Genomic DNA, 26,136 nt, shown 5'->3' on the forward strand with positions numbered 1-26,136 from the left:
ACTGATGCAAACTTATGATGTGGTGATCGCCGGTGGCGGTATGGTAGGACTGGCCGTGGCCTGCGGTCTGCAGGGCAGTGGCTTGCGTATCGCCGTACTCGAACAAGCGCCCGAGCCGCAATTTGATGCCACCGCTTCTCCGTCTGTCCGCGTATCGGCTATCAATGCGGCCAGTGAACGTCTTTTACAAAAACTGGATGTCTGGTCGACGATCCTGTCGCTCAGAGCCAGCCCTTATCAGGCCATGGAAGTCTGGGATCGTGACAGCTTTGGTGCTATCTCATTTGACGGTGAGCAGCAGGGCTTAACCCATCTCGGGCACATTATCGAAAACCCGGTGATTCACTGCGCCTTATGGCAGCGAGCCAGGCAGTGCAGTGACGTGACGTTGCTGCCGTCGTCACATCTTCAGCAGGTGGCATTTGGCGATAACGAAGCCTTCATTACGCTACAGGATGGCGGCATGATGAGCGCACGGCTGATGGTTGCCGCAGACGGTGCCAATTCCTGGCTGCGCAACAAAGCCGATATTCCGCTGACTTTCTGGGATTATGAACACCATGCCCTGGTGGCGAACATCCGTACCTCCATGCCACATGATGGCGTCGCGCGTCAGGTATTCCATGGCGATGGCATTCTGGCGTTTCTGCCGATGCAGGATCCGCATCTGTGCTCCATCGTCTGGTCGCTGTCGCCCCAGGAAGCCACCCGGCTGGAAACGATGCCTGAGGCGCTCTTTAATCAACAGTTGTCGGTGGCGTTTGATATGCGCCTTGGCCTGTGCGAACTGGAAGGCGAACGGAAGGCATTCCCCCTCACGGCACGCTATGCGCGCAGCTTTGCTGCACATCGCCTGGCGCTGGTGGGCGATGCTGCGCATACCATTCATCCGCTGGCCGGGCAGGGTGTCAATCTCGGTTTTATGGATGCCGCAGAGTTGATTGGTGAAGTTCGCCGCCTGCATCAGCAGGGCAAAGATATCGGGCAGCACCTCTATCTGCGCCGCTATGAACGCAGCCGTAAACACAGTGCCGCCATGATGCTCGCGGGCATGCAGGGATTTCGTGAGCTGTTTGCGGGCAATAATCCGGCTAAAAAGCTGCTTCGCGATGTCGGGCTAAAATTGGCCGATAATTTACCGGGCGTGAAACCTGTCATGTTGCGGCAGGCGATGGGCCTGAACGACATTCCCGCCTGGCTTCGCTGACGCGAATCCCTTTCTTAAAGCCAGCGTAATTGCTGGCTTTTTTATTTTAAAAAAGGACTGCACCGTAAAAATGCAGTCCTGCACCGTTGCAGCGCCTCATTTGATTTATTCTAATTTTGCGTGATGTTTCGCATTACTTATTTTTATTCGATGCCATTTTTGCTTCGCTATTTTTTTAACATCTTGCGTGTCGGTACGAATAAAATGGCTGTAAAAAAATGAATAGGTCGTATTTTTTGTGTGTTTAATCACAAAATCACAGTCTTTTGTCCTGCTTTTTCTTTTGCGCGATTAGGCTGTGCGTCTGCGTTCGACCTCGCTTTGCTTATGGTTAATCGACCCGTTCAGTGGTAACGTCATTGCAAAGAGAACGTTTGCGTCGGCTCCCGGCGGCGTGGTTTCAAACTTACTTGTTTCAGCACAGGATAGTTATGACTCAGCACACACCTCTGTTTGACCAGCATCAGGAAAACGGTGCGCGTATGGTGGATTTCCATGGCTGGATGATGCCGCTGCACTATGGCTCCCAACTGGATGAACATCATGCTGTTCGCAACGACGCAGGCATGTTTGATGTTTCGCACATGACCATCGTCGATCTGCACGGTGCACGTACGCGTGAGTTTTTGCGTTTTCTGCTGGCAAACGATGTCGCGAGGCTGACGCAACCCGGCAAAGCGCTTTACACCGGCATGCTGAATGCGTCGGGCGGCGTGATTGACGATCTGATCGTGTATTTCATGGATGAGACGTTTTTCCGCCTGGTCGTGAACTCTGCGACGCGTGAAAAGGATCTGGCATGGATCAATGAACATGCGCAGGGTTATGGCGTGGAAGTCCGGGAGCGTGACGATCTGGCGATGATCGCCGTGCAGGGCCCACAGGCCCAGCAAAAAGCACAAACGCTCTTCAGTGATGCACAGCGTCAGGCTGTACAAGGTATGAAGCCGTTCTTTGGTATGCAGGCCGGGGAGCTGTTTATCGCCACCACCGGTTATACCGGCGAAGCGGGTTATGAGATCGCGCTGCCTGCGGCGCAGGCCGTTACATTCTGGCAGCGCCTGCTCGCCGCGGGCGTCAAACCCGCCGGGCTGGGCGCACGTGATACATTGCGTCTGGAAGCGGGCATGAATCTTTACGGTCAGGAAATGGATGAAAGCGTCTCACCGCTGGCCGCCAACATGGGCTGGACCCTGTGCTGGGAACCGGCGGACCGCAATTTTATCGGGCGCGAAGCACTGGAAAGTCAGCGCGAAAAAGGCACTGAAAAACTGGTTGGCCTGATCCTGACAGAAAAAGGCGTACTGCGTAACGGCCTGCCCGTGCGTTTTACGGATAGTCAGGGGCAGATGCAGCAGGGCATTATTACCAGCGGATCTTTCTCACCAACGTTGGGTTACAGCATTGCGCTGGCCCGCGTGCCTGCGGGCATTGGCGAAGACGCTATCGTCGAAATCCGCAACCGTGAAATGCCCGTAAAAGTGACTAAACCCGTTTTCGTTAGCGCCGGCAAGCCGGTTGCGCAGTAAAACATAATTACAGGAGAAAGGGCGATGAGCAATGTGCCAGCTGAGTTGAAATACCGCGACAGTCATGAATGGCTGCGCAAAAATGCGGATGGATCTTACACCGTCGGCATCACCGAACACGCGCAGGAATTACTGGGCGATATGGTCTTTGTGGACCTGCCAGAAGTAGGGGCGACGTTCGCTGCCGGCGAAGAGTGCGCCGTCGCCGAATCCGTAAAAGCGGCTTCCGATATCTATTCTCCTGTCAGTGGCGAAATTATCGCCGTGAACGACGCGCTGAATGATTCCCCAGAGCTGGTTAACAGCGAGCCTTATCAGGACGGCTGGTTATTCCAGATCAAAGCCAGCGATGAGTCAGAACTAGACTCACTGCTGGACGCGGATGCCTACAAAGCATCTATTGACGAGTAATCGTTGCGCGGCCTCCAGATGAGGCCGCCGATATCTGACCAGCACTCTCTGTTCCCCAGCCCGATTCAGGATTTACAGCTCATGACTCAGACTCTCAGCCAGCTTGAACACAACGGTGCGTTTATTGAGCGCCATATTGGTCCGTCGCCAGAACAACAGGCCGTTATGCTGGAGGCGATTGGTGCCAGCTCTCTGGCGTCGTTGATTGGTTCTATTGTTCCCGCCGACATTCAGTTGCCCGGTCCGCCCGCCGTTGGCGATGCGGCAACTGAACAGCAGGCGCTGGCAGAGTTAAAAGCGATTGCCGCGCAAAACCTGCGCTACAAATCCTGGATCGGCATGGGATACAGTGCGGTGATAACGCCGCCCGTTATCCTGCGGAACATGCTGGAAAATCCGGGCTGGTACACGGCTTACACGCCGTATCAGCCCGAAGTTTCTCAAGGACGCCTGGAGGCGCTGCTAAACTTCCAGCAGGTCACCATTGATCTGACCGGCATGGATATCGCGTCCGCTTCACTGCTGGATGAAGCCACCGCGGCGGCCGAAGCGATGGCGATGGCAAAACGCATCAGCAAACTGAAAAATGCCAACCGGTTCTTTATCGCTGATGATATCCATCCGCAAACGCTGGATGTGGTACGGACCCGCGCCGAAACCTTTGGTTTTGAACTGATTATCGACAGCGCGGAGAAAGCCCTGGAGCACGATAATCTGTTTGGTGTCCTGCTTCAGCAGGTAGGCACCACGGGCGAGGTACACGATTACACCAGCCTGATTGCCGAGCTGAAAACCCGTAAAGTAGTCGTCAGCGTGGCCTCGGATTTTATGGCCCTGGTGTTACTTGAATCGCCGGGCAAGCAGGGCGCGGATATTGTGTTCGGTTCCGCTCAGCGCTTTGGTGTACCAATGGGCTATGGCGGTCCTCATGCGGCCTTCTTTGCCAGCCGTGATGAACACAAGCGTTCTATGCCTGGCCGTATTATCGGTGTCTCACGCGACGCCGCTGGCAACACCGCGTTGCGTATGGCGATGCAAACTCGCGAGCAACATATCCGTCGGGAAAAAGCCAACTCCAATATCTGTACCTCTCAGGTGCTGCTGGCCAATATCGCGGGACTGTATGCCGTGTTCCACGGACCTGTTGGGCTGAAACGTATCGCTTCACGTATTCACCGCTTCACCGATATCCTGGCTGCCGGACTGCAACGTGGCGGGCTGAAGCTGCGTCATCACCACTGGTTCGACACGCTGACAGTGGACGTGACCGATAAAGCCGCCGTGTTAAACCGTGCGCTGAGTTTCGGCGTTAACCTGCGTAGTGATATTCATAACGCTGTCGGTATCACGCTGGATGAAACCACATGTCGTGAAGACGTTGCGACATTGTTCGCCATCCTGCTGGGCGATGATCATGGTCTGGATATCGATCAACTTGATAGCCAGGTTGCGGCAGACAGCCAGTCAATCCCTGCAAGCCAGCAGCGCGTCAGCGACATCCTCTCTCACCCTGTGTTCAATCGCCATCACAGTGAGACCGAGATGATGCGCTATATGCACAGCCTGGAGAAAAAAGATCTGGCTCTCAACCAGGCGATGATTCCGCTGGGTTCATGCACGATGAAGCTTAACGCTGCCGCAGAGATGATTCCCATCACCTGGCCTGAATTTGCCGAAATGCATCCGTTCTGCCCGGCAGAACAGGCGGGCGGCTACCTGCAAATGATTGGCCAGCTTTCCCAGTGGCTGGTTCAGCTTACCGGTTACGATGCGCTCTGCATGCAGCCGAACTCCGGTGCACAGGGGGAATACGCGGGGCTGTTAGCAATTCGTCGTTACCATGAAAGTCGTGGTGAAGGTGAACGTCACCTTTGCCTGATTCCCAGCTCAGCACACGGGACCAACCCGGCCTCAGCCCAGATGGCGGGCATGGATGTGGTGGTCGTGGCCTGTGACAAACAGGGTAATATCGATCTGGGCGACCTGCGCGAAAAAGCCGCACAGGCGGGCGATAAACTGTCATGCATCATGGTGACCTACCCATCCACGCACGGCGTGTATGAAGAGACTATTCGTGAAGTGTGCCAGATCGTGCATCAGTACGGCGGCCAGGTATACCTGGACGGTGCGAACATGAATGCCCAGGTGGGTATTACGACGCCGGGTTATATTGGCGCTGACGTTTCGCACCTTAACCTGCACAAAACTTTCTGTATTCCGCACGGCGGCGGCGGCCCGGGCATGGGACCTATTGGCGTGAAAGCGCATCTGGCACCGTTTGTACCCGGTCACAGCGTGGTGCAGATTGATGGTGTGCTGACACAGCAGGGCGCTGTATCTGCTGCACCGTTTGGCAGTGCTTCCATTTTACCAATCAGCTGGATGTACATCCGCATGATGGGCGCGGAAGGGCTCAAGCAGGCCAGTTCGGTGGCGATTCTCAATGCCAACTACATCGCCAGCCGTCTGAAATCAGCTTATCCGATTCTGTATACCGGGCGGGATGGTCGTGTGGCGCACGAATGTATTCTGGATATTCGTCCGCTGAAAGAGCAGACCGGGATCAGTGAACTGGATATTGCAAAACGCCTCATCGACTACGGTTTCCATGCGCCAACCATGTCATTCCCGGTCGCGGGCACGCTGATGGTGGAACCTACCGAATCGGAAGGCAAACTGGAGCTGGACCGCTTTATTGATGCCATGCTGGCGATTCGTATGGAAATTGGGCGGGTGGAAAAGGGCGAGTGGCCAATGGATAATAATCCGCTGGTTAACGCGCCTCACACACAAATGGAAGTGACTGGCGAATGGACGCATCCTTACAGCCGCGAGCTGGCCGTTTTCCCGGCAGGCAGCCACAATAAATACTGGCCAACAGTGAAGCGCCTGGATGATGTTTTTGGTGACCGCAACCTGTTCTGCTCATGTGTACCGATGAGCGATTATGCCTGAGTCGGGTTAACACAACTGTTTTGAGGGCCGGTTTTCGGCCCTTTTTTTATGGAGGCTCAGATGAAACTCGCGCTTGTTACTGGCGGTAGTCGCGGCATTGGCCGTGCGACCGCCGTTTTACTGGCGACACGGGGCTACCGTGTGGCCGTGAATTATCGCGCGCGCGAAAGTGAAGCGCAGCGGGTGGTGGATGAGATTGTGCGTAACGGCGGAGAAGCCTTTAGCGTACAGGCCGATATCAGTGACGAGGCGCAGGTCATGGCGCTGTTTCAACGGCTGGATCAGGAGAACCTGCCGCTCTCGCTGCTGGTAAATAACGCCGGTATCCTGTTTCAGCAATGCCGTCTTGAGCAACTGGACGCGGCGCGCATTCAACAGGTTTTTGCCACAAATGTCACGGGCACCTTCCTCTGCTGTCGTGAAGCCGTCCGGCGCATGGGAACGCACCTGGGAGGACTGGGCGGCAGTATTGTGAACGTTTCCTCCGCGGCAGCCCGTACGGGTTCTCCCGGTGAATATGTCGACTATGCCGCATCGAAGGGCGCGATGGATACGCTGACGAAAGGTCTGTCACTGGAGGTCGCGCAACAGGGAATTCGCGTCAATGGCGTGCGGCCCGGTCTGATCTACACCGGGATGCATGCCGATGGCGGGGAGCCCGGCCGGGTCGACCGACTGGCGAGCGGCGTTCCGATGGGACGTGGTGGACATGCCGAAGAAATTGCAGAAGTGGTGGTCTGGCTGGCCAGCGATGCGGCCTCTTACATCACCGGCAGCATCATTGATGCCGCCGGCGGGCGGTAAATTCATGCCGCAGCGTGACGCTGCGGCAACCGACTTACAGCTTTTCACCGTTACTGGCGATAACCTGCTGATACCAGGCAAAGCTTTTCTTTTTCGCGCGTGAGAAATCACCGCTGCCATCGTCGTTTTTATTAACGTGAATGAAACCGTAGCGCTTGTCGTACTGGCCGGTCGTAAAGGATACACAATCGATGCAGCCCCACGGCGTATATCCCATCAGATCCACACCATCATGAATGACGGCTTTTTTCATCTCTGCGATATGCGCCGCCAGATACGTAATGCGGTAATCATCTTCGATCACGCCCTGCGCATTCGGTTTGTCGATCGCGCCAAAGCCGTTTTCCACGATAAACAGCGGCTTCTGGTAGCGTTCGTACAGATCGTTCAGCACATAACGCAGGCCAACGGGATCGATCTGCCAGCCCCAGTCTGAGGCGCTGACATGCGGGTTTTTGACCACTCCGTCAAAACCGGTAATGGGGTCGTCAACACCGCTGGCGCTGTGCTGCACGGCATTACTCATGTAATAGCTGAAACCGATGTAATCGGCACAGCCCTGACGCAGGGTATCTGCATCCTCTGGTTGCATCTCAATGTGGTAGCCTTTGCGTTCCCACTCTTTCAGCGCGTAGGCAGGGTAGTAACCGCGCATTTGTACATCGCTAAAGACATAGCGTTGATGCATCGCTTCTTTAGCCAGCATGACATCGTCAGGATGGCAGGAGAACGGATAAACCGGCACCATGGCGATCATGCAGCCAATTTTGAAGTCCGGGTTGATCTCGTGTCCGCGCTTCACCACCCGGGCACTGGCAACGAACTGATGGTGCATGACCTGATACATCGCCTGTTCAGGTTTTTCATGGTCGGTGAAAATAACGCCGGAACAGCAGTAGCCAAACAGCGGATATTGCCAGTTACGTTGGTTGTTAATTTCGTTAAAGGTCATCCAGTATTTAACTTTATTTTTGTATCGTTCCAGCACGACTTCACTGAAACGCACAAAGAAATCGACGACTTTACGGTTATGCCAGCCGCCATACTCTTTTACCAGGTGGTAGGGCATTTCAAAATGGGAAAGGGTGATTACTGGTTCGATGCCATATTTCAGTAATTCATCAAACAGGTCATCATAAAACTGCAGGCCGGCTTCGTTAGGTTGCTGCTCATCGCCATTAGGGAATATACGCGTCCACGCAATCGAGGTACGGAAGCATTTAAATCCCATCTCCGCAAATAACGCAATATCCTGCTTGTAGTGTGAGTAAAACTCGACGGCCTGATGATTAGGGTAAAATTTTCCGGGCTGAACGCCATCGGTAATGACACGATCCACGCCGTGTGCACCCCCTGTCAGCACGTCAGCGATGCTAATACCTTTTCCACCCTGATCCCACCCGCCTTCAACCTGGTGAGCCGCGACGGCACCGCCCCACAAAAATGTGTCTGGTAAGCTCATTACCCACTCTCCAATACAGATAAAATTGGGCTGAGTGTAGCAAAGCACTTTATAAAGTCACGGTATAACACCGTGCGAAAAAAGGGATTTGTCACAGCTAAAAAACGCTGTGTTTTACTGGCTTAACCGTCGGCCAAGTGATTCGATAATATAAATCGCCGGTACCTGAGTGGTAATATCGCAGTTATCCGCCAGGCGGATAACCGGGACGTGATAGGAAACCGTAAAGTCGCTCATTTTTGCCAGCGAACAGTTTTCACTGTTGGTGACCGCAATAATTTTGCATTTATTCAGGCTAAACTGGCTGGCGATACGCAGTACTTCTTCTGTTTCGCCCGAGACAGAAAGGATGATCGCCAGGGCATTTTCATACAGGCTCGGACTGACGGGATAATAAGGATCATCAATAGCATGACTGAATTTCCCCACATTCGAAAAAAAACGTGCACCGTATTTTCCCAGGCTCCCTGATGTGCCCACACCAATAAAAAATACCCGCTCAGCCTGCCTGATCATCGCGGCTGCCTGGGTGATGACCTGCTCAAATTCAGCATTATTGATGCTTTTAAAAAAACTCAGCATATCGGCCGGGCCAGAGACCGGTAAAGCTGGGGCCGTGTGTTCCTGGGCCAGCCGCAGACGGATACGAAACTCAGACCAGCCTTCACAGTGCATTTTGCGACAGAAACGCAGCACGGTGGTAGTTGACACGGCGGCCTGCTCCGCCAGTTCACGAATGGTCATGTAACTGACACTTTCACGATGTCTGATGATGTACTGATAAACCTGCAATTCCAGATCGTTGAGCGTGGCAAGATCGTGATGCGCGAACATGAAAAAATCACCAGATAGTTGACCAGTCAGCATTTTAACAGAATTTGAACCGGCGTTGACCGCATTAATTAATTTAAGCTTACACTTGTACACTGAAAGTTTTTCTGATTAATTTATCTGGTGATTAATCTGCAATGGCTCTCACTTTTCAGGCAGGAAGGTTATGACGCATAAACATTTTTCCACGCAGGGCTATCCACTGGCAGAGGAAATTGCCAACAGTATCAGTCACGGGCTGGGTTGCCTCTTTGGAATCGTTGGGTTAGTGCTGCTACTGGTTAAGGCAACAGCGATCCATGCGGATGTCACCACCATCGTCAGCTCAAGCCTGTATGGCGGCAGCATGATCGTGCTGTTTCTGGCGTCCACGCTTTATCACGCTGTCAGTCATTCACGCGCCAAACGCGTGCTGAAAAAAGTGGATCACTGCGCCATCTATCTGTTGATTGCGGGCACTTATACGCCGTTTTTGATGACAGGGCTGCAGTCACCGCTGGCTCACGCATTAATGGCGGTCATCTGGGGACTGGCGCTGCTGGGCATCCTGTTTAAACTGACGATCGCCGAACGCTATAAGGTGCTGTCACTGGTCACGTATCTTTGTATGGGATGGCTGTCGCTGGTGGTGGTCTATCAACTGGCGATGAAACTGTCGCCGGGCGGAATCTGGCTGTTGGCGCTGGGTGGCATCATCTATTCCCTGGGGGTGATCTTTTATGTGGCGCGCCGCGTGCCGTTTAATCACGCCATCTGGCACGGTTTTGTGTTAGGCGGCTGCATCTGTCATTTCTGCGCCATTTATTTCTACGTCATGTAGAAACAGGGCGGGAGAGGTTCCCGCCCCGACACTCAGTTTTCGTCCAGCGAATAAGGCAAAGGCTGAATAGTGAGTTTGCCTCCTTCATCCCCTTCGACGCGCAATACGCTGTCTGGCTCCAGATCGTTATTCATCACGACCTGCACCCAGGTCACGCCATCATCAAGCTGCACGGCGGCGAGAACGGTACCTGTGCGACGCCAGCGTTCACCCATCTGCAATTCCAGCGAGTCGTTTGCGGCAGGCAGATGGCTGGCCTGGCCTGACAGCCAGTACAGGGCGCGCTTATTGGCGCCACGGTATTTCGCGCGGGCCACCATCTCCTGCCCGGTGTAGCAGCCTTTTTTGAAGCTGATCGCGTCCAGTGCCTGCAAATTAGTCGCCTGGGGAATAAACTGCGCGCTGGTCGCAGGTTCAATCACCGGAATACCGGCTTCAATGTCCAGGGCCAGCCACTGTGTGCTGTCTGTTAACTGAGCATCCTCGGCCAGCTTCTGTTTCAGTGCTTCTGCCTCAGCAAGCGAGGTGACCAGTAAAAAGCGCTCTGCGGGCTGGGCAAACCACAGCAGGGTGGTTTCGCCCTGGTGCACCACGGGAGTGGTACTGTCAGGAAGGGCTTCAAACCGGTCGGCCAGCGCCGCCCGAGCCTGGAAACCGGCAACGCCCAGTAACACCACATCGTCATCGGCGGCCAGCGTCACTTTAGAGAATACGGCGTATTTTTTTAGCTCCGGCAACTGAGTATCACGCAGTGCCCGGCGCACTAAATAGGCATAACCTTCGCCGCGGTGAAACAGACGCAGATTGCTCCACATTTTGCCTTTCGCATCGCAGTGGGCGGCGGGCAGATGATGGGCGGCATCCAGCGCGGCGACATCCAGCGTCAACTGACCCTGCAAATAGGACGTACTGTCAGGGCCCACTACAGACACCAGAGCCCAGGTATCCAGAGACATTAACGTGAGCGGCAGACGCGATGAGGCCGCAGGTTGACGTGGGGGAAGCGTAAATGTTGGCATTGATAAATCCTGAGTATGAAGGTTCATCCGGAACAATATCTTCAATGGTAAAAGAGCAGACTGGCATTGCAACCTGTTTACTGAACAGGGCGCACAAAACGCGTGATGAACGCCAGCAAAAGCGTCATCCTGCGGCGTTGTGCACATGACGAAGTCTGGAGCCTGCAGCCGCTGTTAATCCAGGTTACACTAGTCGCCACGATGTGAAACAGGAAAACTGATGCATGGATATTCATGATAAATCGCGCGTTCAATGGGCCTGCCGTCGTGGCATGCTGGAACTGGATGTCGCTATTATGCCGTTCTTCAAGTACGAATATGACACGTTAAACGATACCGACAAGCAGGTTTTCATTGCCCTGCTGAAAAGTGACGATCCGGACCTTTTCAACTGGATGATGAACCACGGCGAGCCAGCCGATCCCGAGCTGAAACGCATGGTGAAGCTTATTCAGCAGCGTAATCGTGAACGCGGCCCGGTGGCAATGTAACCTTCATCCCTCGTTGCAGGCGCGCACAATCCTTGCCCTGACGCTGGTGGTAACGCTAGCCGGCGTCGGGCTGATGCCCTTGTCTGCGGCAGAGTGGGTGATAAAGCCGGTGCTGTTCGCCCTCATCGTGTGGGAAGGATGGCGGCAGGACAGGCGCTTGTGTCTGCGCTGTGGAGCGCTACGACGTGACAGTGCCCGTGACTGGCACTGGCAGGATGAACACTGGCAAACGCAGCAACCGCTTTACTGGTTACCTGGCGCGGTGTTGCTGGTCATGAAGAACCCTCAGGGCAGGATAACGCGGTTTTGGCTCATGCAGGATAATATGCAGCCTGCTGAATGGCGCGCCTTACGCGCCTGCTGTTTTCGCGACAGACAACGCGCGCGTTAACACCGACAGCCTAAAGTCGTTCGGCCGTTTCCGTCAGAATCTGCTCGCACCACTGCTCAACGCGCTCATCCGTCACGTCAAACTGATTGACGTCATCCAGCGCCAGCCCGACAAACTGTTTGCCATCCGCGCTAAGCGGTTTGGGGCTGGTAAATTCATAGCCATCCAGCGGCCAGTAGCCGACAAACTGCACGCCCATGGGTTGCAGCAGGTCGTGCAGCATACCCAGCGCGTCGAGAAACCATTCACCATAGCCAATCTGGTCGCCCATGCCGTAAAGCGCCACTATCTTGTTATGCAGATTGAGGGTGGGCAACTGCGGCCAGATGGCCTCCCAGTCTTCCTGTAGCTCGCCGAAGTCCCAGGTCGGAATGCCCAAAATCAGCAGGTCGTACTCTTCCATCAGACGCGGATCGTCATCTTTCACGTTGTGCAACGTCACTAACTCGTCGCCAATAAAATCCCGAATCTTCTCCGCTACGATTTCGGTGTAGCAGGTACTGGAACCGTAAAAAAGACCAATTTTCATGCAGATAGTGCTCTGTTAATCCAGACTTTGGCGTAATTGTATCAGAAGCAGGGGTGAATCAGGCATAATGAGCACGATTTCAGACTGAACGGCGGGGAAAACGTGCAAGACAGCGAACTGACAGAACAGTTTCTTGACGCGCTGTGGATTGAGCGCAATCTGGCGCAAAATACCTTGTCCTCCTATCGACAGGATCTGCAAACGCTCACCGGCTGGCTGGCACATCACGGCCTGACGCTGGTGTCATTAAGCCCGCAGGATCTGCAACAGTTTCTCGCAGAGCGACTGGAAGGCGGCTATAAGGCCACCAGCTCAGCGCGTCTGCTCAGCGCTATGCGCCGCCTGTTTCAGTACCTGTACCGTGAAAAGATTCGTGTGGACGATCCCAGCGCCCAACTGGCCGCGCCAAAGCTGCCCCAGCGGCTGCCCAAAGATCTGAGCGAGGCACAGGTCGAGCGTTTACTGCAGGCTCCGGATGTCAACGTGCCGCTGGAACTGCGCGATAAAGCCATGCTGGAATTATTGTATGCCACCGGGCTGCGTGTTTCGGAGCTGGTGGGATTAACCCTGAACGACGTCAGCCTGCGTCAGGGCGTGGTCCGGGTGATCGGTAAGGGCAATAAAGAGCGCCTGGTGCCATTAGGTGAAGAGGCGGTCTACTGGCTGGAATATTATATGGAACATGGTCGTCCGTGGTTGCTCAACGGGCAAACGCTGGATGTGTTCTTCCCCAGTAGCCGCGCGCAGCAAATGACGCGGCAGACGTTCTGGCACCGAATCAAGCACTACGCCACGCTGGCAGGCATTGACAGCGAAAAGCTGTCGCCCCATGTGCTGCGCCACGCCTTTGCCACACATTTGCTGAACCACGGAGCAGACTTGCGTGTCGTACAGATGTTACTGGGACACAGCGATCTCTCCACGACCCAGATTTATACTCACGTCGCCACGGAACGTCTGCGACTGTTACATCAACAGCATCATCCGCGTGCATGACCGACGGATATAAGGAAAACAATGAACAAACATGTTGCCACGCTGGCGCTGCTGGTCAGCGCCTTTTCCGGTTTAACCCACGCTGATGACAGCGCTATTCAGCTTTCCCTGAAAAAGCTGGGTTTACACCAGACCGAGATTCAGCCGTCTCCGCTGCCAGGCTTCAAAACCGTGCTCAGCGAAAGCGGCGTCCTGTATGTGACCGATGATGGTAAGCACATGATCCAGGGTCCCCTTTATGATGTCAGCGGCACGCAACCGGTGAACGTGACCAACACGCTGCTGGATAAAAAGGTCGACGCGCTGGTTCCGGAGATGATCATCTATAAAGCGCCAAAAGAGCAGCATGTGGTCACGGTGTTCACGGACATTACCTGTGGCTATTGTCACAAGCTGCACGAGCAGATGGCCGATTACAATGCGCTGGGCATCACGGTTCGTTATCTTGCTTTCCCACGCGAAGGGATGAACGGTAATGTCGCCAGCGCCATGAAAGCGGTCTGGTGCAGCGCCGATCGTAACAAAGCCTTCGATGACGCGATGAAAGGTGATGCGCCGAAGATGGAGGCGCCTGCGTCATGCAAAACTGACATTGGTCAGCAGTATAAACTCGGCATTCTGTTCGGCATTCAGGGCACGCCCGCCATTCTGACCGATAGCGGAATGATGATCCCGGGCTACCAAAGCCCTCAGGAACTCAAACAGGTACTGGATAATCAAAAGCGTGGTGGTTAAGGCGTGGTAAAGCACGAAGTCGAATTACGTCGTCGTGAGGCGGTACCGGATTTGCCCGGGCTCCCTGCTGATTTGCCGCCGCTTCTGCGTCGGCTTTATTTGCAACGCGGCGTCAGTGATGCCGCTCAGCTGGAAAGAGGCGCGAAAAACCTGCTGCCGTTTAGTGCGCTGAGCGGTATTGATAAGGCCGTCGCCTTGCTGCATGAAGCGCTGCTGGATGGACGCTGTATTATGGTCGTCGGCGATTTTGATGCTGACGGTGCCACCAGTACCGCGCTTACTGTGCTGGCTCTGCGCAGCATGGGATGCAGCAATGTTCAGTATCTGGTACCTAACCGGTTTGAGGATGGATACGGCCTCAGTCCTGAGGTTGTCGAACAGGCGAAAGCGCGCGGCGCGGAGATGATCCTCACTGTCGATAACGGTATTTCCTCTCATGCTGGCGTCGCCGTCGCGCATGCGCACGGGATTGCGGTGCTGGTGACCGACCACCATTTACCCGGCGAAACGCTGCCTGACGCGGACGCTATCGTTAACCCAAACCTGCCTGATTGCACTTTCCCGTCGCGTGCGCTGGCAGGCGTTGGTGTGGCCTTTTACCTGATGATGGCGCTGCGTGCCCATCTGCGAACCCAGGGCTGGTTTGGCGTCACGCGGGCAGAACCTAACCTGGCTGACCTGCTCGATCTGGTGGCGCTGGGCACGGTTGCGGATGTCGTGCCGCTGGATGCAAATAACCGTATTTTGGTCTGGCAGGGCCTGAGCCGCATTCGTGCCGGTAAATGCCGACCGGGCATCAAGGCGCTACTGGAAATCGCCAATCGCGATGCGCGCCAGCTGGCCGCCAGCGACCTGGGGTTTGCGCTGGGACCGCGGCTGAATGCGGCCGGAAGGCTCGACGATATGTCGGTCGGCGTCGCGCTGTTACTGACGGACGATCTCAGCCAGTCGCGTATGCTAGCCAGCGAGCTGGATGCGCTCAATCAGATGCGCAAAGAGATTGAACAGGGCATGCAAAGCGAGGCGCTGGCGCTCTGTCAGACGCTGGAGCGTGAGCAAACCGATTTGCCGCTGGGGCTGGCCTTTTATCATCCCGAATGGCATCAGGGCGTGGTAGGTATTCTGGCTTCCCGGCTCAAAGAGCGTTTTCACCGTCCGGTCATCGCCTTTGCGCCTGCGGGCGACGGCATGCTCAAAGGCTCGGGACGTTCGATTGCGGGCCTGCACCTGCGGGATGCCCTGGAACGGCTTGATACGCTCCACCCCGGGCTGATGCAGAAGTTTGGTGGTCACGCCATGGCGGCCGGGCTGTCGCTGGAGGAGGCGCGCTACGAGGAGTTTCGTCAGCGGTTCGCTGAACTGGTCGGCGACTGGCTGGCTGGCGAAGCGCTGCAAGGGGTGATGTGGTCTGATGGCGCGTTACAACCCGCTGAGTTTTCTCTGGAGACCGCCGAAATGCTGCGCGATGCCGGTCCCTGGGGACAGGCCTTTCCGGAGCCTGCGTTTGACGGCAAATTCCGGCTGTTGCAGCAGCGGCTGGTGGGGGAACGTCATCTGAAAGTCATGGTGGAGCCACTGGGCGGCGGGCCATTGATCGACGGTATCGCGTTTAACGTAGATACCACGCTGTGGCCTGACAGCAGCGTTCGCGAGGTTGAACTGGCGTACCGGCTGGATATCAATGAATATCGCGGTAACCGCTCAGTGCAGTTGATTATTGAACATCTCTGGCCGCTCAGTTAACGGATGAAGGTGGACGGACGGGAGTCCGTCCGCCAGGCCTTTCTGACGTTGCCTCCCTCCCTTTCAGCACAGCCTGTCCCAAACGTTTACACCCTGCGCATTTTCTCAACGCTACAAACTGTCGCCGGTTTCGGGTAAACTCGCAGGTTACATTTCTTATTCCATCAAACGTTAAAAAGACGCTAAACACATGTTTGAAATTAATCCGGTCAAATACCGTATTCAGGACCTCACCGAGCGCAGCGACGTTCTTCGGGGGTATCTTTGACTACGATGCCAAGAAAGAACGCCTTGAAGAAGTAAACGCAGAACTCGAACAGTCTGACGTCTGGAACGAACCTGAACGCGCCCAGGCGTTGGGTAAAGAGCGCTCCTCTCTCGAAGCAATCGTGAATACGCTGGATCAGATGACGCAGGGGCTGGAAGACGTACAGGGCCTGCTTGATCTGGCTGTGGAAGCCGATGACGAAGAAACCTTTAACGAAGCGGTCGAAGAACTGGACGCGCTGGACGTTAAACTGGGTGAACTCGAATTCCGCCGTATGTTCTCGGGTGAGTACGACAGCGCAGACTGTTATATCGACTTGCAGGCTGGCTCCGGCGGCACCGAGGCGCAGGACTGGGCCAGCATGCTGATGCGTATGTATCTGCGTTGGGCTGAAGCGAAAGGCTTCAAAACCGAGATTATTGAAGAGTCCGAAGGCGAAGTGGCGGGCATTAAATCGGTAACCATTCGCGTGTCGGGCGATTATGCGTTTGGCTGGTTACGCACCGAGACAGGCGTTCATCGCCTTGTTCGTAAGAGTCCGTTTGACTCCGGTGGTCGCCGCCATACCTCATTCAGCTCCGCGTTTATCTACCCGGAAGTCGATGACGATATCGATATCGACATTAACCCGGCAGACCTGCGCATTGACGTTTACCGTGCCTCGGGTGCCGGTGGTCAGCACGTTAACCGGACGGAATCTGCGGTGCGTATCACCCATATTCCGACCGGTACGGTCACGCAGTGTCAAAATGACCGCTCTCAGCACAAAAACAAAGATCAGGCGATGAAGCAGATGAAGGCGAAGCTGTACGAGCTTGAGATGCAGAAAAAAAATGCCGAGAAGCAGGCGCTGGAAGACAATAAGTCGGATATCGGCTGGGGAAGCCAGATCCGTTCTTACGTTCTGGACGACTCACGAATTAAAGATCTGCGTACCGGCGTGGAAACGCGTAATACGCAGGCGGTTCTGGATGGCGATCTGGACCGTTTCATTGAAGCAAGTTTAAAAGCAGGGCTATAAGGAACCGACATGTCTGAACAACAACCGCAGAGCGCTGACGTCGCACTTGAGTTAAATAACGAACTGAAAACGCGTCGCGAGAAACTGAGCGTGCTGCGTGAAAACGGCGTGGCGTTTCCTAACGATTTTCGTCGTGATACCACCTCCGATCGGCTGCACGCCAGCTATGACGAGAAGAGTAACGAAGAGCTGGAAGACTTAGGCATTGAGGTCAGCGTGGCGGGCCGTATGATGACGCGCCGTATTATGGGCAAAGCGTCTTTCATCACCCTGCAGGACGTTGGCGGCCGCATTCAGCTGTACGTAGCACGTGACGATCTGCCTGAAGGCATCTATAACGAGCAGTTCAAAAAGTGGGATCTGGGCGATATCCTCGGCGCACGCGGTAAGTTGTTCAAAACTAAAACCGGCGAGCTGTCTGTTCACTGTTCAGAACTGCGTTTACTGACCAAAGCGCTGCGTCCGTTGCCTGATAAGTTTCACGGCCTGGCCGATCAGGAAACACGTTATCGTCAGCGTTATCTTGATCTCATCGCCAATGATGAATCACGCAACACCTTCAAAATTCGCTCTCAGATTATGGCCGGTATCCGCCAGTTCATGGTCGCTCGCGACTTTATGGAAGTGGAAACGCCAATGATGCAGGTGATCCCGGGCGGCGCATCAGCGCGTCCGTTTATCACGCATCATAATGCGCTGGATATCGATATGTACCTGCGTATTGCGCCAGAGCTGTATCTGAAACGTCTGGTTGTGGGCGGTTTTGACCGCGTGTTTGAGATCAACCGTAACTTCCGTAACGAAGGGATTTCGCCACGTCATAATCCAGAGTTCACCATGATGGAACTCTATATGGCGTATGCGGATTATAAGGATCTGATCGAACTGACCGAAAGCCTGTTCCGCACGCTGGCGCAGGATGTGCTGGGCAGCACCGTCGTGCCTTATGGTGAGCAGGAATTCGATTTCGGCAAGCCGTTTGAAAAGCTCACCATGCGTGAAGCCATCAAAAAATACCGTCCGGAAACCGATCTGGCCGATCTTGACGATTTCGATAAAGCCGTGGCAGTCGCCCAGGCCATCGGCATCAAAGTCGAGAAAAGCTGGGGCTTAGGCCGCGTGGTGACCGAGATTTTTGAGGAAACCGCAGAAGCGCACCTGATTCAGCCTACCTTCATTACCGAATACCCGGCGGAAGTTTCTCCGCTCGCTCGTCGTAACGATGAAAACCCGGAAATCACCGACCGTTTCGAGTTCTTTATCGGCGGACGTGAAATCGGCAACGGCTTCTCTGAGCTTAACGATGCGCAGGATCAGGCTGATCGCTTCCTGCAGCAGGTTAATGCCAAAGACGCGGGCGATGATGAAGCCATGTTCTATGACGAAGACTACGTTACCGCACTGGAACACGGCTTACCGCCAACGGCAGGTTTAGGCATTGGTATCGACCGGATGGTGATGCTGTTTACCAACAGCCATACCATCCGTGACGTGATCCTGTTCCCGGCGCTGCGTCCTGGCGCTAAATAAGTCTTGTTGTTCTGTAAAAAGGCCGGGTTATCCCGGCCTTTTTTCTTTCTGCTGTTCGCGATGCCGTGCTTGAGTCATCCCGCTCCCTCTGCCAGACTGAAATCTCAACAGGGAGCCAACCACGATGACACAACGTCCCGACTGTATTCGCCACTGGCAGACGCTGGAAGGCGACGATAACGAACACTATTCTGACAGCGATGAGCGCATGTCGATTGGCGCGCCACTGGGGCGTTTACTGGGGTTAACCCGCCTCGGCATTCACCATGAAAGGCTGTTGCCCGGACGCCGCATGTCCTATCCGCACGCGGAGAGCGCGGAAGAAGAGTTTATCTTTGTGCTTGAAGGTCATCCTGACGCCTGGATAAACGGTGAGTTGTACCCGCTGTCGCCGGGCGATGCCGTTGCTTTTCCGGCCGGAACCGGCATCTGCCATACCTTTATCAACAACCGCGACCATGAGGCGCGCCTTTTAGTGGTGGGCGAGGTGAGCAAACCCGAAAACCGTATTACTTATCCGCTCAATCCGGACTACGAAGCAACCCGTGAGGACAGGTGGCTGAATCCGCCTGAACAGACGATGGGCAAGCATCCCGGTTTGCCCGACAAAAATTAAGATTTTACGGCGTCATCCAGCCAGTGCTGAAAGCGAGAGTAAGGAACATAAAGGGCGACGTCTTTATACAACGTCTTGCCGCTGTGGTTATCGTTAATGCGCTGGCTGTAGCCGACAATCACGCCAGCCAGTGTGTCGTCAGAAGCATTGTAAACCGCGCCACCAGACATCCCTTTCACTACGCCGGCATTCGCTGCCACCACCACACAGTTAGCTTTGTTCCAGTCATTGGCCAGCGTGGTATTCACCAGATTCTGACCGGTTGAGCTGACCGGCATGGCCGAGATAAAGCTGTACCCGTAAAGGTTCACCTTGTCGCCAATGTGGCTGTTACGGAAGGCGGGAGGAAGGTTGGCTTCGCTGTTCTTGTGGTAGACCACCGCCAGGTCGCACTCCGGATGCCAGGCTTTCACCCGGTAAAGCGAATATTTCGCCACGTGGGCCGCCGTGAGGCTGTAGTCCGGGGTCAGGGGAATGGTCGTACCCAGCGTGCCCAGCCCCATGATGGTTGGAATGCCGGTAACGGTCATATCAACCCGCTTTTCAGCTTCTTTACTGTACTCATAGTGACCGACTGAGCAACCCGTTAAGCCCAGTACCAGTAAGAGGGTAAGCCGTTGCATTATTCTCTCTCCGCGTCAGTTGGACTGCATTTCATCTGGCGATTCATAAGAGCTTTATCGGCAACGCTAATACTTTATTGATAACTAAAATCGGTATTAGCTAAAAAACGGCTACTTCGCTGGCAACCTTTCTGCTTGTTTTAAGTGGCGGGCTATCCTTTTCTCCTTAACCTCATGTTTAATAAGCATAGTTCATCTTACTGTCAATTATTGCCTTTCCTGCAATACAGTGTTGCCTCTGTGTGAGTATCCGATGACAGTCAACTATGGTGTAATACAGAATGTGACAGAGATCATAAATTATAGCCTGTTCATCGCGATGCACGCGGAAGCAACCGCGTCGCAATAATCATATTTGGGAGAGTGTTATGCCTGTGGCATTACTGGCATTGGCGCTGAGTGCGTTCGCCATCGGAACCACTGAGTTCGTTATTATGGGGTTACTGCCGGAAGTGGCAAACGATTTACAGGTGACCATTCCGTCAGCGGGCTGGCTCATCAGCGGCTATGCCCTGGGCGTGGCGATTGGCGCGCCGGTCATGGCACTGTTGACCGCGAAACTGCCACGCAAGAAAACGCTGATTCTGTTAATGGCCATCTTCATCATCGGTAACCTGTTGTGCGCGCTGGCGTACAGCTACAACCTTCTGATGCTGGCGCGGGTGATTACCGCCCTCTGTCACGGTGCGTTTTTTGGCATTGGCGCTGTGGTGGCTGCCAGTCTGGTGGCTGCCGATCGCCAGGCGTCCGCCGTGGCGCTGATGTTTACCGGCCTGACGTTAGCCAACGTATTAGGCGTGCCATTGGGGACCTGGTTTGGTCAGCTGTTTGGCTGGCGTGCCACCTTCTGGGGCGTTGCGGTAATTGGTGTGCTGGCCTTTATTGCGTTGATCACCAGCCTGCCGGGAAATAAAAACGAGAAGCCCGTCAATCTGGCCAGCGAAATTAGCGCGCTGGCAAACGGTAAACTGTGGCTGTCGTTACTGATGACGGTCTGTTTTGCTGCCGCCATGTTTACGCTGTTCAGCTATATTGCGCCGTTGCTGTTGCAGGTCACCGGCATCAGCGATCATGGCGTGAGCTGGACTCTGTTCCTGATTGGGGCGGGGCTGACGGCAGGCAATATTTTGGGCGGTAAACTGGCTGACCGCAATGTGGCGCTCAGCCTGACAGGCAGTTTCCTGCTGATCGCGCTGTTCTCACTGCTGTTTAGCTGGACCAGCCATGCGCTGTGGCTGGCGGAAATCACCTTGTTCCTTTGGGCGATGGCTAACTTCGCTACGGTACCCGGCTTGCAGATAAATGTCGTGCGCCACGGTAAGGAGGCACCAAATCTGGTGTCGACCCTGAACATTTCGGCCTTTAATGTCGGGAATGCACTGGGCGCCTGGGTAGGCGGAGCGGTTATCGCCCGGGGCTATGGGCTGACCAGCGTGCCGGTTGCCGCGGCCGCGCTGGCGGCGGTGGGGCTGATCGTCTGCGTGATCACCTTCCGTAAATCAGGCGGCGCGGCGGCCAGCGTTCACGCCTAAACCAGCCTGGCCGCAATCAGCGCCGGAAAACGGGCAATCTGATGTTGAAGGTGCGCCGCAAACGCGTCAACCAGTGCTGAAGCCGGCCGGTGGCGCGGCCGGACCAGACTGACGGTAAAGGGCACCGCCACGCTAAACGGACGCATGACGATCCCGCTGTCAGCATAATCGAGTGCTGTCAGCGGATTAACGACAGAAATACCCACGCCAGCCTGAACCATCGCGCACACCGAGGCTGCGCTATGGGTTTCCATCACCATCCTGCGCGTCACGCCTTGCTCATGAAACAGTGCATCCAGTAACTGCCGATAGCTGTCCGTACGTGACAGGCTGACATAGTTCTCACCCGCAAAATCCTGCGGCGTAAGTAAGTTGCGCTGCGCCAGAGGATGCTGTTTCGGTAAGACACAGACTTCATCGCAGGTCAGTAAAGCCTGGCGATCGGTACCGGCAGGTGCGTGCAGCGTTTCTGTCAGACCCAAATCATAGCGCTGCGCCGACAGCCACTCTTCCAGCAGCGGTGAATCCTGCGGAATGATGTTCAGGCTGACGTCGGGATAGCGTTGTAAAAACGTCTGACAAATGGGCGGCAGCAACGACTGTGAGAAGGCCGGCAGACAGGCAATCGACAGCTCGCCCTGACGAAACTGCCGCAAACCTTCTGCCGCATCCATAATGCGGTCCAGCCCATACCACGAGCGCTGCACCTCTTCAAACAGGCGTAATCCCTGCACCGTCGGTTGCAGGCGGCCACGCACGCGCTCAAAAAGTTGCAGACTCAACTGCCGTTCAAGCCGCGCCAGTTCACGGCTGACCGTGGGCTGTGAGGTTTGCAGCAGCGTGGCGGCCTGGGTGAGGTTGCCGCTGGTCATCACGGCATGAAAGATCTCGATGTGGCGCCAGTTAATCGTGGCCATGGGATATCCCATATCATTTATGCATAGATGCTATTAAAACAGATATTTTTCGACATGGCACGAATCTGGCTTAATAGGAGGATTGCCACAGGAGAAATGCCATGCCGCGTCCGTTAAACACCACAGAAACCGCCCTCAACGTTGATCAACTGCTGCCGCTTGCCCGCCAGTATTCGGGCCCGTTCTGGGCTTACGATGCGCAGGTGATTCAGCAGCGTATTGCACAGCTTCACGCTTTTGATGTGGTGCGCTTTGCTCAAAAAGCCTGTTCAAATACGCACATCCTGCGCCTCATGAAATCGGCCGGAGTTAAGGTGGATTCCGTTTCGCTGGGCGAAATTGAGCGCGCCCTCGTGGCTGGTTTTACGCCTGGCGGTGACGACATCGTGTTTACGGCTGACGTGCTGGATGAGCCTACACTCGCCAGAGTTGCGGAACTAAATGTGCCGGTGAATGCCGGTTCGGTCGATATGCTGCATCAGCTGGGTGCGGTTTCGCCAGGGCACGCGGTCTGGCTGCGTATCAATCCGGGATTTGGTCATGGCCACAGCCAGAAAACCAATACCGGCGGTGAAAACAGTAAACACGGCATCTGGCCGAGTGATTTGCCTGCTGCTCAGGCGGCGATTGAGCAATATGGATTGCGCCTGATCGGCATTCACATGCATATCGGCTCGGGCGTGGACTATGCGCACCTGCAGCAGGTCTGCGATGCCATGGTCGATCTGGTGGTGGCGTTCGGTCAGGATCTGGAGGCGATTTCTGCGGGCGGCGGTTTATCCATTCCCTATCACTATGGGGAGGAAGCGATTGATACCGATCACTATTTTGGCCTGTGGGACGCCGCGCGCCAGCGTATTGCCTCACATCTGGGCCACGCCGTGAAGCTGGAAATTGAACCGGGCCGTTTCCTGGTGGCGGAGTCAGGCGTGCTGGTGTCGCAGGTGCGGGCCGTTAAAGAGATGGGCAGCCGTCACTTTGTGCTGGTGGATGCCGGATTCAGCGATCTTATGCGCCCATCGATGTACGGCAGCTATCACCATATCTCCCTGATGGCTGGCGACAACCGACAGATTGATGAACAGGATACGCGTGAAAGCGTTGTCGCGGGGCCACTTTGCGAGTCCGGCGATGTGTTTACCCAGCTTGAAGGGGGCAAAGTGGAAACCCGGGCGATTCCCGACGCGAAAGTCGGCGACTATCTGGTGTTCCACGATACCGGGGCGTACGGTGCGTCCATGTCCTCTAACTACAACAGTCGACCGCTGATTCCGGAAATCCTGTTTGAAAACGGCACGCCACGCGAGATTCGTCGCGCGCAGCGTATCGAGGATCTGCTGGCTCTGGAATTGGGTTAACGCAGGCTGTCAGTCAGAACTGCCAGCCGCACTTGCGGCTGGCACATGGCATCAAGGTGCAGGGTAGGTATAACGGCGGTGAATCGCCTCAAGCTCTTCCAGAATCTCACTACTGAGCGTCAGGTTGGCGCTGTCGATATTGATCTTTAGCTGATCCAGCGTGGTGGCGCCCAGCAGCGTGCTGGAAACAAACGGCTGCTGGCGAACAAACGCCAGGGCCATTTGCGAGGGATCGATCTGATGCTTGTTTGCCAGCGCCACATATTCTGCGACTGCCAGCTGAGACTGCTCGCCACTGTAGCGGGTAAACCGGCTAAACAAGGTATTACGTGCACCAGCAGGCTGTGCACCGTTCAGGTATTTCCCACTTAGCGTACCAAAAGCCAGGCACGAATAGGCCAGCAGTTCCACGCCTTCATGCTGGCTGATTTCCGCCAGGCCCACCTCAAAACTGCGGTTCAGCAGGCTGTAGGGATTCTGAATAGAAACAATGCGCGGTAACTCATGCTTTTCTGCCAGTTGCAGGTAACGCATCACGCCCCAGGGGGTTTCATTAGAGACGCCGATGTAGCGAATTTTACCGGCCCGCACCTGTTCTGCCAGCGCTTCCAGCGTTTCCAGCAGGGTCACCGGGACGCTGGAAGCGCTGTACTGATAGCCAAGTTTGCCAAAGAAGTTGGTCTGGCGCTGCGGCCAGTGCAGCTGGTACAGGTCGATATAATCGGTATTCAGGCGCTTCAGGCTGGCATCCAGCGCTTCGCGAATGTTCTTACGATCCAGCGCCATATTAGGGCGAATGGAGGCATCGTTGCCGCGGGTCGGCCCTGCGACTTTACTGGCGAGAATGATTTTATCGCGGCTGCCGGTCTTTTTTAACCAACTGCCAATGTACTTTTCGGTCAGGCCCTGGGTTTCCGGGCGAGGCGGCACCGGATACATTTCGGCAGTATCGATCAGGTTGATGCCTGAACTGATCGCAAGATCCAGTTGCGCGTGGGCGTCGGCTTCGCTGTTTTGCTCACCAAACGTCATGGTGCCCAATCCAAGCTGACTCACTTCCAGCGTGCTATGGGGGATACGGTGATAATGCATTGCCGGCTTCCTTTTCTCTGAGGATGGATATTGTGTCTTAAGGGACTATAGCGCGAGGCGTAGCGGCTAAGAAAGGGAAACAACAAGGAGAAACAGCCTGCCGGAGAGGGAAAGGTCGACAGGCCTGCTCGTTTCGCATTTAACGCTCAATGATGGTTGATACTTCATCACTGTTAATCTGTACCGTATGGCCTGACTGATCGGTGTACTGTACCAGTCCGGTCTCCTTATCAATGCTCGGTTTGCCTTCCGTCATAATCATGCGACCGTCTTTTGTCGCCATCACATAATCAGAACTACAACCACCTAATGTCACTGCGGCAACGGCCACCAATATAATCTTACTCAGCCCTTTCATTGTGCTTATCCTCGCAACGCGTCCACTGTAAAAAAGTGTAGTAATAAATCCTTTTACCGATTGGGTTAATCGTATCAATCTGAAAATAGGTGGGCGGCAGGCCGCCGCCCTTGACAACGCTAGCTGACTTTTTTCTTACTGCGCATCAGGTTAAGGCACTCAACGGCCATCGAGAAGAACATGGCAAAATAAATGTAACCTTTTGGTACATGCACGCCGAAACTCTCCAGAATGAGGGTGAAACCCACCAAAATCAGGAAAGAAAGCGCCAGCATTTTGACCGACGGATGACGGTCAACAAATTCGCCAATACTGCGTGCCGCAAACATCATCATTAAGACGGCAATCACCACGGCGGCCATCATAATAAACAGATGGTCGGAAAGGCCGACGGCTGTAATAACCGAGTCGAGGCTGAAAATAATGTCGAGCAACATAATCTGCACAATCGCCCCCAGGAACGAATGCACATTGGATTTGTGTTCGGTTTCCTCACCTTCGATAGTTTCATGGATTTCCATGCTGGATTTCCAGAGCAGAAATAAGCCACCAAACAGCAGAATAAGATCGCGCGCGGAGAACGGATGATCCATCAGGGTAAACAGGGGATTGGTCAGTTTTGCTACCCAGGCAATCGAGGCCAGCAGTCCCAGCCGCATCAGCATCGCGCCCATCAGACCAATGCGCCGTGCGCGGGCCTGCTGATGTTTAGGCAGTTTTGCCACCACTAATGACAAAAAGATAATGTTATCAATGCCCAGAACCACTTCCAGAATGGTCAGGGTGCCCAACGCCAGCCAGGCGTTAGGATCGGAAATCCACTCGAACATACCTGCACTCGTATCCTAAACGAAAAGTAAACGAAGATTATACGCACCTAATCTGTCGAACTCACATT

General features: G+C 54.8%; 25 protein-coding genes. 16 read left to right on the forward strand and 9 right to left on the reverse strand.

From position 1 onward, the window contains the following. Window positions 1-4 precede the first annotated feature (4 nt). The 5 genes from ubiI (at window position 5) to GC087_RS05170 (ending at window position 6,906) form a co-directional block, all read left to right on the forward strand. Window positions 5-1,207 (forward strand): FAD-dependent 2-octaprenylphenol hydroxylase, encoded by a 1,203-nt coding sequence (gene ubiI / locus GC087_RS05150; protein ID WP_006120825.1) that lies wholly within the window; start codon window positions 5-7, stop codon window positions 1,205-1,207. Between the two features lie 431 nt (window positions 1,208-1,638). Beyond that, entirely contained in the window at window positions 1,639-2,736 is a 1,098-nt protein-coding gene (gene gcvT, locus GC087_RS05155; RefSeq protein ID WP_324029850.1) for a glycine cleavage system aminomethyltransferase GcvT, read from the forward strand. A 24-nt stretch (window positions 2,737-2,760) separates the two neighbouring features. Continuing rightward, window positions 2,761-3,147: a glycine cleavage system protein GcvH gene (gene gcvH, locus GC087_RS05160; protein ID WP_033739626.1), complete on the forward strand. Its 387-nt coding sequence runs from the start codon at window positions 2,761-2,763 to the stop codon at window positions 3,145-3,147. A gap of 81 nt (window positions 3,148-3,228) precedes the next feature. Further along, window positions 3,229-6,102 (forward strand): aminomethyl-transferring glycine dehydrogenase, encoded by a 2,874-nt coding sequence (gene gcvP, locus GC087_RS05165; protein ID WP_058708969.1) that lies wholly within the window; start codon window positions 3,229-3,231, stop codon window positions 6,100-6,102. Between the two features lie 60 nt (window positions 6,103-6,162). Further along, complete coding sequence (locus tag GC087_RS05170; RefSeq protein WP_058708968.1) at window positions 6,163-6,906, forward strand: SDR family oxidoreductase; 744 nt, start codon at window positions 6,163-6,165, stop codon at window positions 6,904-6,906. Window positions 6,907-6,940: 34 nt separating this feature from the next. Here GC087_RS05170 and GC087_RS05175 read toward each other — a convergent pair whose 3' ends face one another. Next, window positions 6,941-8,368, reverse strand: a complete 1,428-nt coding sequence (locus GC087_RS05175) for a 6-phospho-beta-glucosidase (protein WP_058708967.1) — start codon at window positions 8,366-8,368, stop codon at window positions 6,941-6,943. A gap of 114 nt (window positions 8,369-8,482) precedes the next feature. Further along, window positions 8,483-9,202 carry a MurR/RpiR family transcriptional regulator gene (locus tag GC087_RS05180; protein ID WP_033739684.1) on the reverse strand — a complete coding sequence of 240 codons (720 nt, stop codon included), beginning with the start codon at window positions 9,200-9,202 and terminating at the stop codon, window positions 8,483-8,485. Window positions 9,203-9,365: 163 nt separating this feature from the next. On the opposite strand from GC087_RS05180, the gene trhA reads away from it, so the two are divergent. Continuing rightward, complete coding sequence (gene trhA / locus GC087_RS05185; protein WP_058708966.1) at window positions 9,366-10,019, forward strand: PAQR family membrane homeostasis protein TrhA; 654 nt, start codon at window positions 9,366-9,368, stop codon at window positions 10,017-10,019. A gap of 32 nt (window positions 10,020-10,051) precedes the next feature. Here the strand turns inward: trhA and ygfZ are convergent, their stop codons facing one another. Continuing rightward, a complete protein-coding gene (ygfZ, locus tag GC087_RS05190; RefSeq protein ID WP_162285990.1) occupies window positions 10,052-11,038 on the reverse strand; it encodes a tRNA-modifying protein YgfZ in 987 nt (328 codons plus the stop codon). A 224-nt stretch (window positions 11,039-11,262) separates the two neighbouring features. Here ygfZ and sdhE point away from each other — a divergent pair, with 224 nt between their 5' ends. Continuing rightward, window positions 11,263-11,529 (forward strand): FAD assembly factor SdhE, encoded by a 267-nt coding sequence (gene sdhE, locus GC087_RS05195; RefSeq protein WP_006120816.1) that lies wholly within the window; start codon window positions 11,263-11,265, stop codon window positions 11,527-11,529. Further along, window positions 11,504-11,920: a protein YgfX gene (locus tag GC087_RS05200; protein WP_033739615.1), complete on the forward strand. Its 417-nt coding sequence runs from the start codon at window positions 11,504-11,506 to the stop codon at window positions 11,918-11,920. The genes sdhE and GC087_RS05200 overlap by 26 nt, the downstream gene beginning before the upstream one ends. 10 nt (window positions 11,921-11,930) lie before the next feature. Here the strand turns inward: GC087_RS05200 and fldB are convergent, their stop codons facing one another. Continuing rightward, the gene (fldB, locus tag GC087_RS05205) at window positions 11,931-12,449 is read right to left on the reverse strand and encodes a flavodoxin FldB (RefSeq protein WP_006120814.1); all 519 of its coding nucleotides are present in this window, start codon (window positions 12,447-12,449) and stop codon (window positions 11,931-11,933) included. A 102-nt stretch (window positions 12,450-12,551) separates the two neighbouring features. Here fldB and xerD point away from each other — a divergent pair, with 102 nt between their 5' ends. From xerD to GC087_RS05235, 6 genes are all read left to right on the forward strand, one after another. Next, entirely contained in the window at window positions 12,552-13,445 is an 894-nt protein-coding gene (xerD, locus tag GC087_RS05210; protein ID WP_033739613.1) for a site-specific tyrosine recombinase XerD, read from the forward strand. Window positions 13,446-13,466: 21 nt separating this feature from the next. Continuing rightward, window positions 13,467-14,180 carry a bifunctional protein-disulfide isomerase/oxidoreductase DsbC gene (dsbC, locus tag GC087_RS05215; protein ID WP_039338429.1) on the forward strand — a complete coding sequence of 238 codons (714 nt, stop codon included), beginning with the start codon at window positions 13,467-13,469 and terminating at the stop codon, window positions 14,178-14,180. Window positions 14,181-14,183: 3 nt separating this feature from the next. After that, window positions 14,184-15,923, forward strand: a complete 1,740-nt coding sequence (gene recJ / locus GC087_RS05220) for a single-stranded-DNA-specific exonuclease RecJ (protein WP_039338426.1) — start codon at window positions 14,184-14,186, stop codon at window positions 15,921-15,923. A 190-nt stretch (window positions 15,924-16,113) separates the two neighbouring features. After that, window positions 16,114-17,212 (forward strand): peptide chain release factor 2 gene (gene prfB, locus GC087_RS05225; protein WP_100208631.1). Its coding sequence is split into 2 segments (ribosomal slippage): window positions 16,114-16,188 and window positions 16,190-17,212, totalling 1,098 coding nucleotides; the frame shifts between segments, so codons are not numbered across the junction. A gap of 9 nt (window positions 17,213-17,221) precedes the next feature. Continuing rightward, a complete protein-coding gene (lysS, locus tag GC087_RS05230) occupies window positions 17,222-18,742 on the forward strand; it encodes a lysine--tRNA ligase (protein WP_033739607.1) in 1,521 nt (506 codons plus the stop codon). A 124-nt stretch (window positions 18,743-18,866) separates the two neighbouring features. Further along, entirely contained in the window at window positions 18,867-19,358 is a 492-nt protein-coding gene (locus GC087_RS05235) for a cupin domain-containing protein (protein ID WP_033739605.1), read from the forward strand. Here GC087_RS05235 and GC087_RS05240 read toward each other — a convergent pair. Further along, a complete protein-coding gene (locus GC087_RS05240; RefSeq protein ID WP_006120808.1) occupies window positions 19,355-19,981 on the reverse strand; it encodes a hypothetical protein in 627 nt (208 codons plus the stop codon). The two genes, GC087_RS05235 and GC087_RS05240, sit on opposite strands and share 4 nt — an antisense overlap. 368 nt (window positions 19,982-20,349) lie before the next feature. Between GC087_RS05240 and GC087_RS05245 the strand changes: the two genes are divergently transcribed. After that, window positions 20,350-21,513 (forward strand): MFS transporter, encoded by a 1,164-nt coding sequence (locus tag GC087_RS05245; RefSeq protein ID WP_324029855.1) that lies wholly within the window; start codon window positions 20,350-20,352, stop codon window positions 21,511-21,513. On the opposite strand, the gene GC087_RS05250 is transcribed toward GC087_RS05245, so the two are convergent. Next, window positions 21,510-22,430: a LysR family transcriptional regulator gene (locus GC087_RS05250; protein ID WP_006120806.1), complete on the reverse strand. Its 921-nt coding sequence runs from the start codon at window positions 22,428-22,430 to the stop codon at window positions 21,510-21,512. The two genes, GC087_RS05245 and GC087_RS05250, sit on opposite strands and share 4 nt — an antisense overlap. Before the next feature lie 101 nt (window positions 22,431-22,531). Between GC087_RS05250 and lysA the strand changes: the two genes are divergently transcribed. Next, window positions 22,532-23,788 carry a diaminopimelate decarboxylase gene (gene lysA, locus GC087_RS05255; protein WP_058708964.1) on the forward strand — a complete coding sequence of 419 codons (1,257 nt, stop codon included), beginning with the start codon at window positions 22,532-22,534 and terminating at the stop codon, window positions 23,786-23,788. 51 nt (window positions 23,789-23,839) lie between these two features. Here the strand turns inward: lysA and GC087_RS05260 are convergent, their stop codons facing one another. From GC087_RS05260 to GC087_RS05270, 3 genes are all read right to left on the reverse strand, one after another. After that, window positions 23,840-24,880, reverse strand: a complete 1,041-nt coding sequence (locus tag GC087_RS05260) for an NADP(H)-dependent aldo-keto reductase (RefSeq protein ID WP_006120804.1) — start codon at window positions 24,878-24,880, stop codon at window positions 23,840-23,842. A gap of 139 nt (window positions 24,881-25,019) precedes the next feature. Continuing rightward, entirely contained in the window at window positions 25,020-25,238 is a 219-nt protein-coding gene (locus GC087_RS05265) for a YgdI/YgdR family lipoprotein (RefSeq protein ID WP_058708963.1), read from the reverse strand. Window positions 25,239-25,357: 119 nt separating this feature from the next. Further along, the gene (locus GC087_RS05270) at window positions 25,358-26,068 is read right to left on the reverse strand and encodes a TerC family protein (protein WP_006120802.1); all 711 of its coding nucleotides are present in this window, start codon (window positions 26,066-26,068) and stop codon (window positions 25,358-25,360) included. Between the last annotated feature and the right edge of the window lie 68 nt (window positions 26,069-26,136).

It is taken from the genome of Pantoea sp. JZ2, assembly GCF_035191405.1.
Lineage (GTDB): Bacteria > Pseudomonadota > Gammaproteobacteria > Enterobacterales > Enterobacteriaceae > Pantoea > Pantoea stewartii.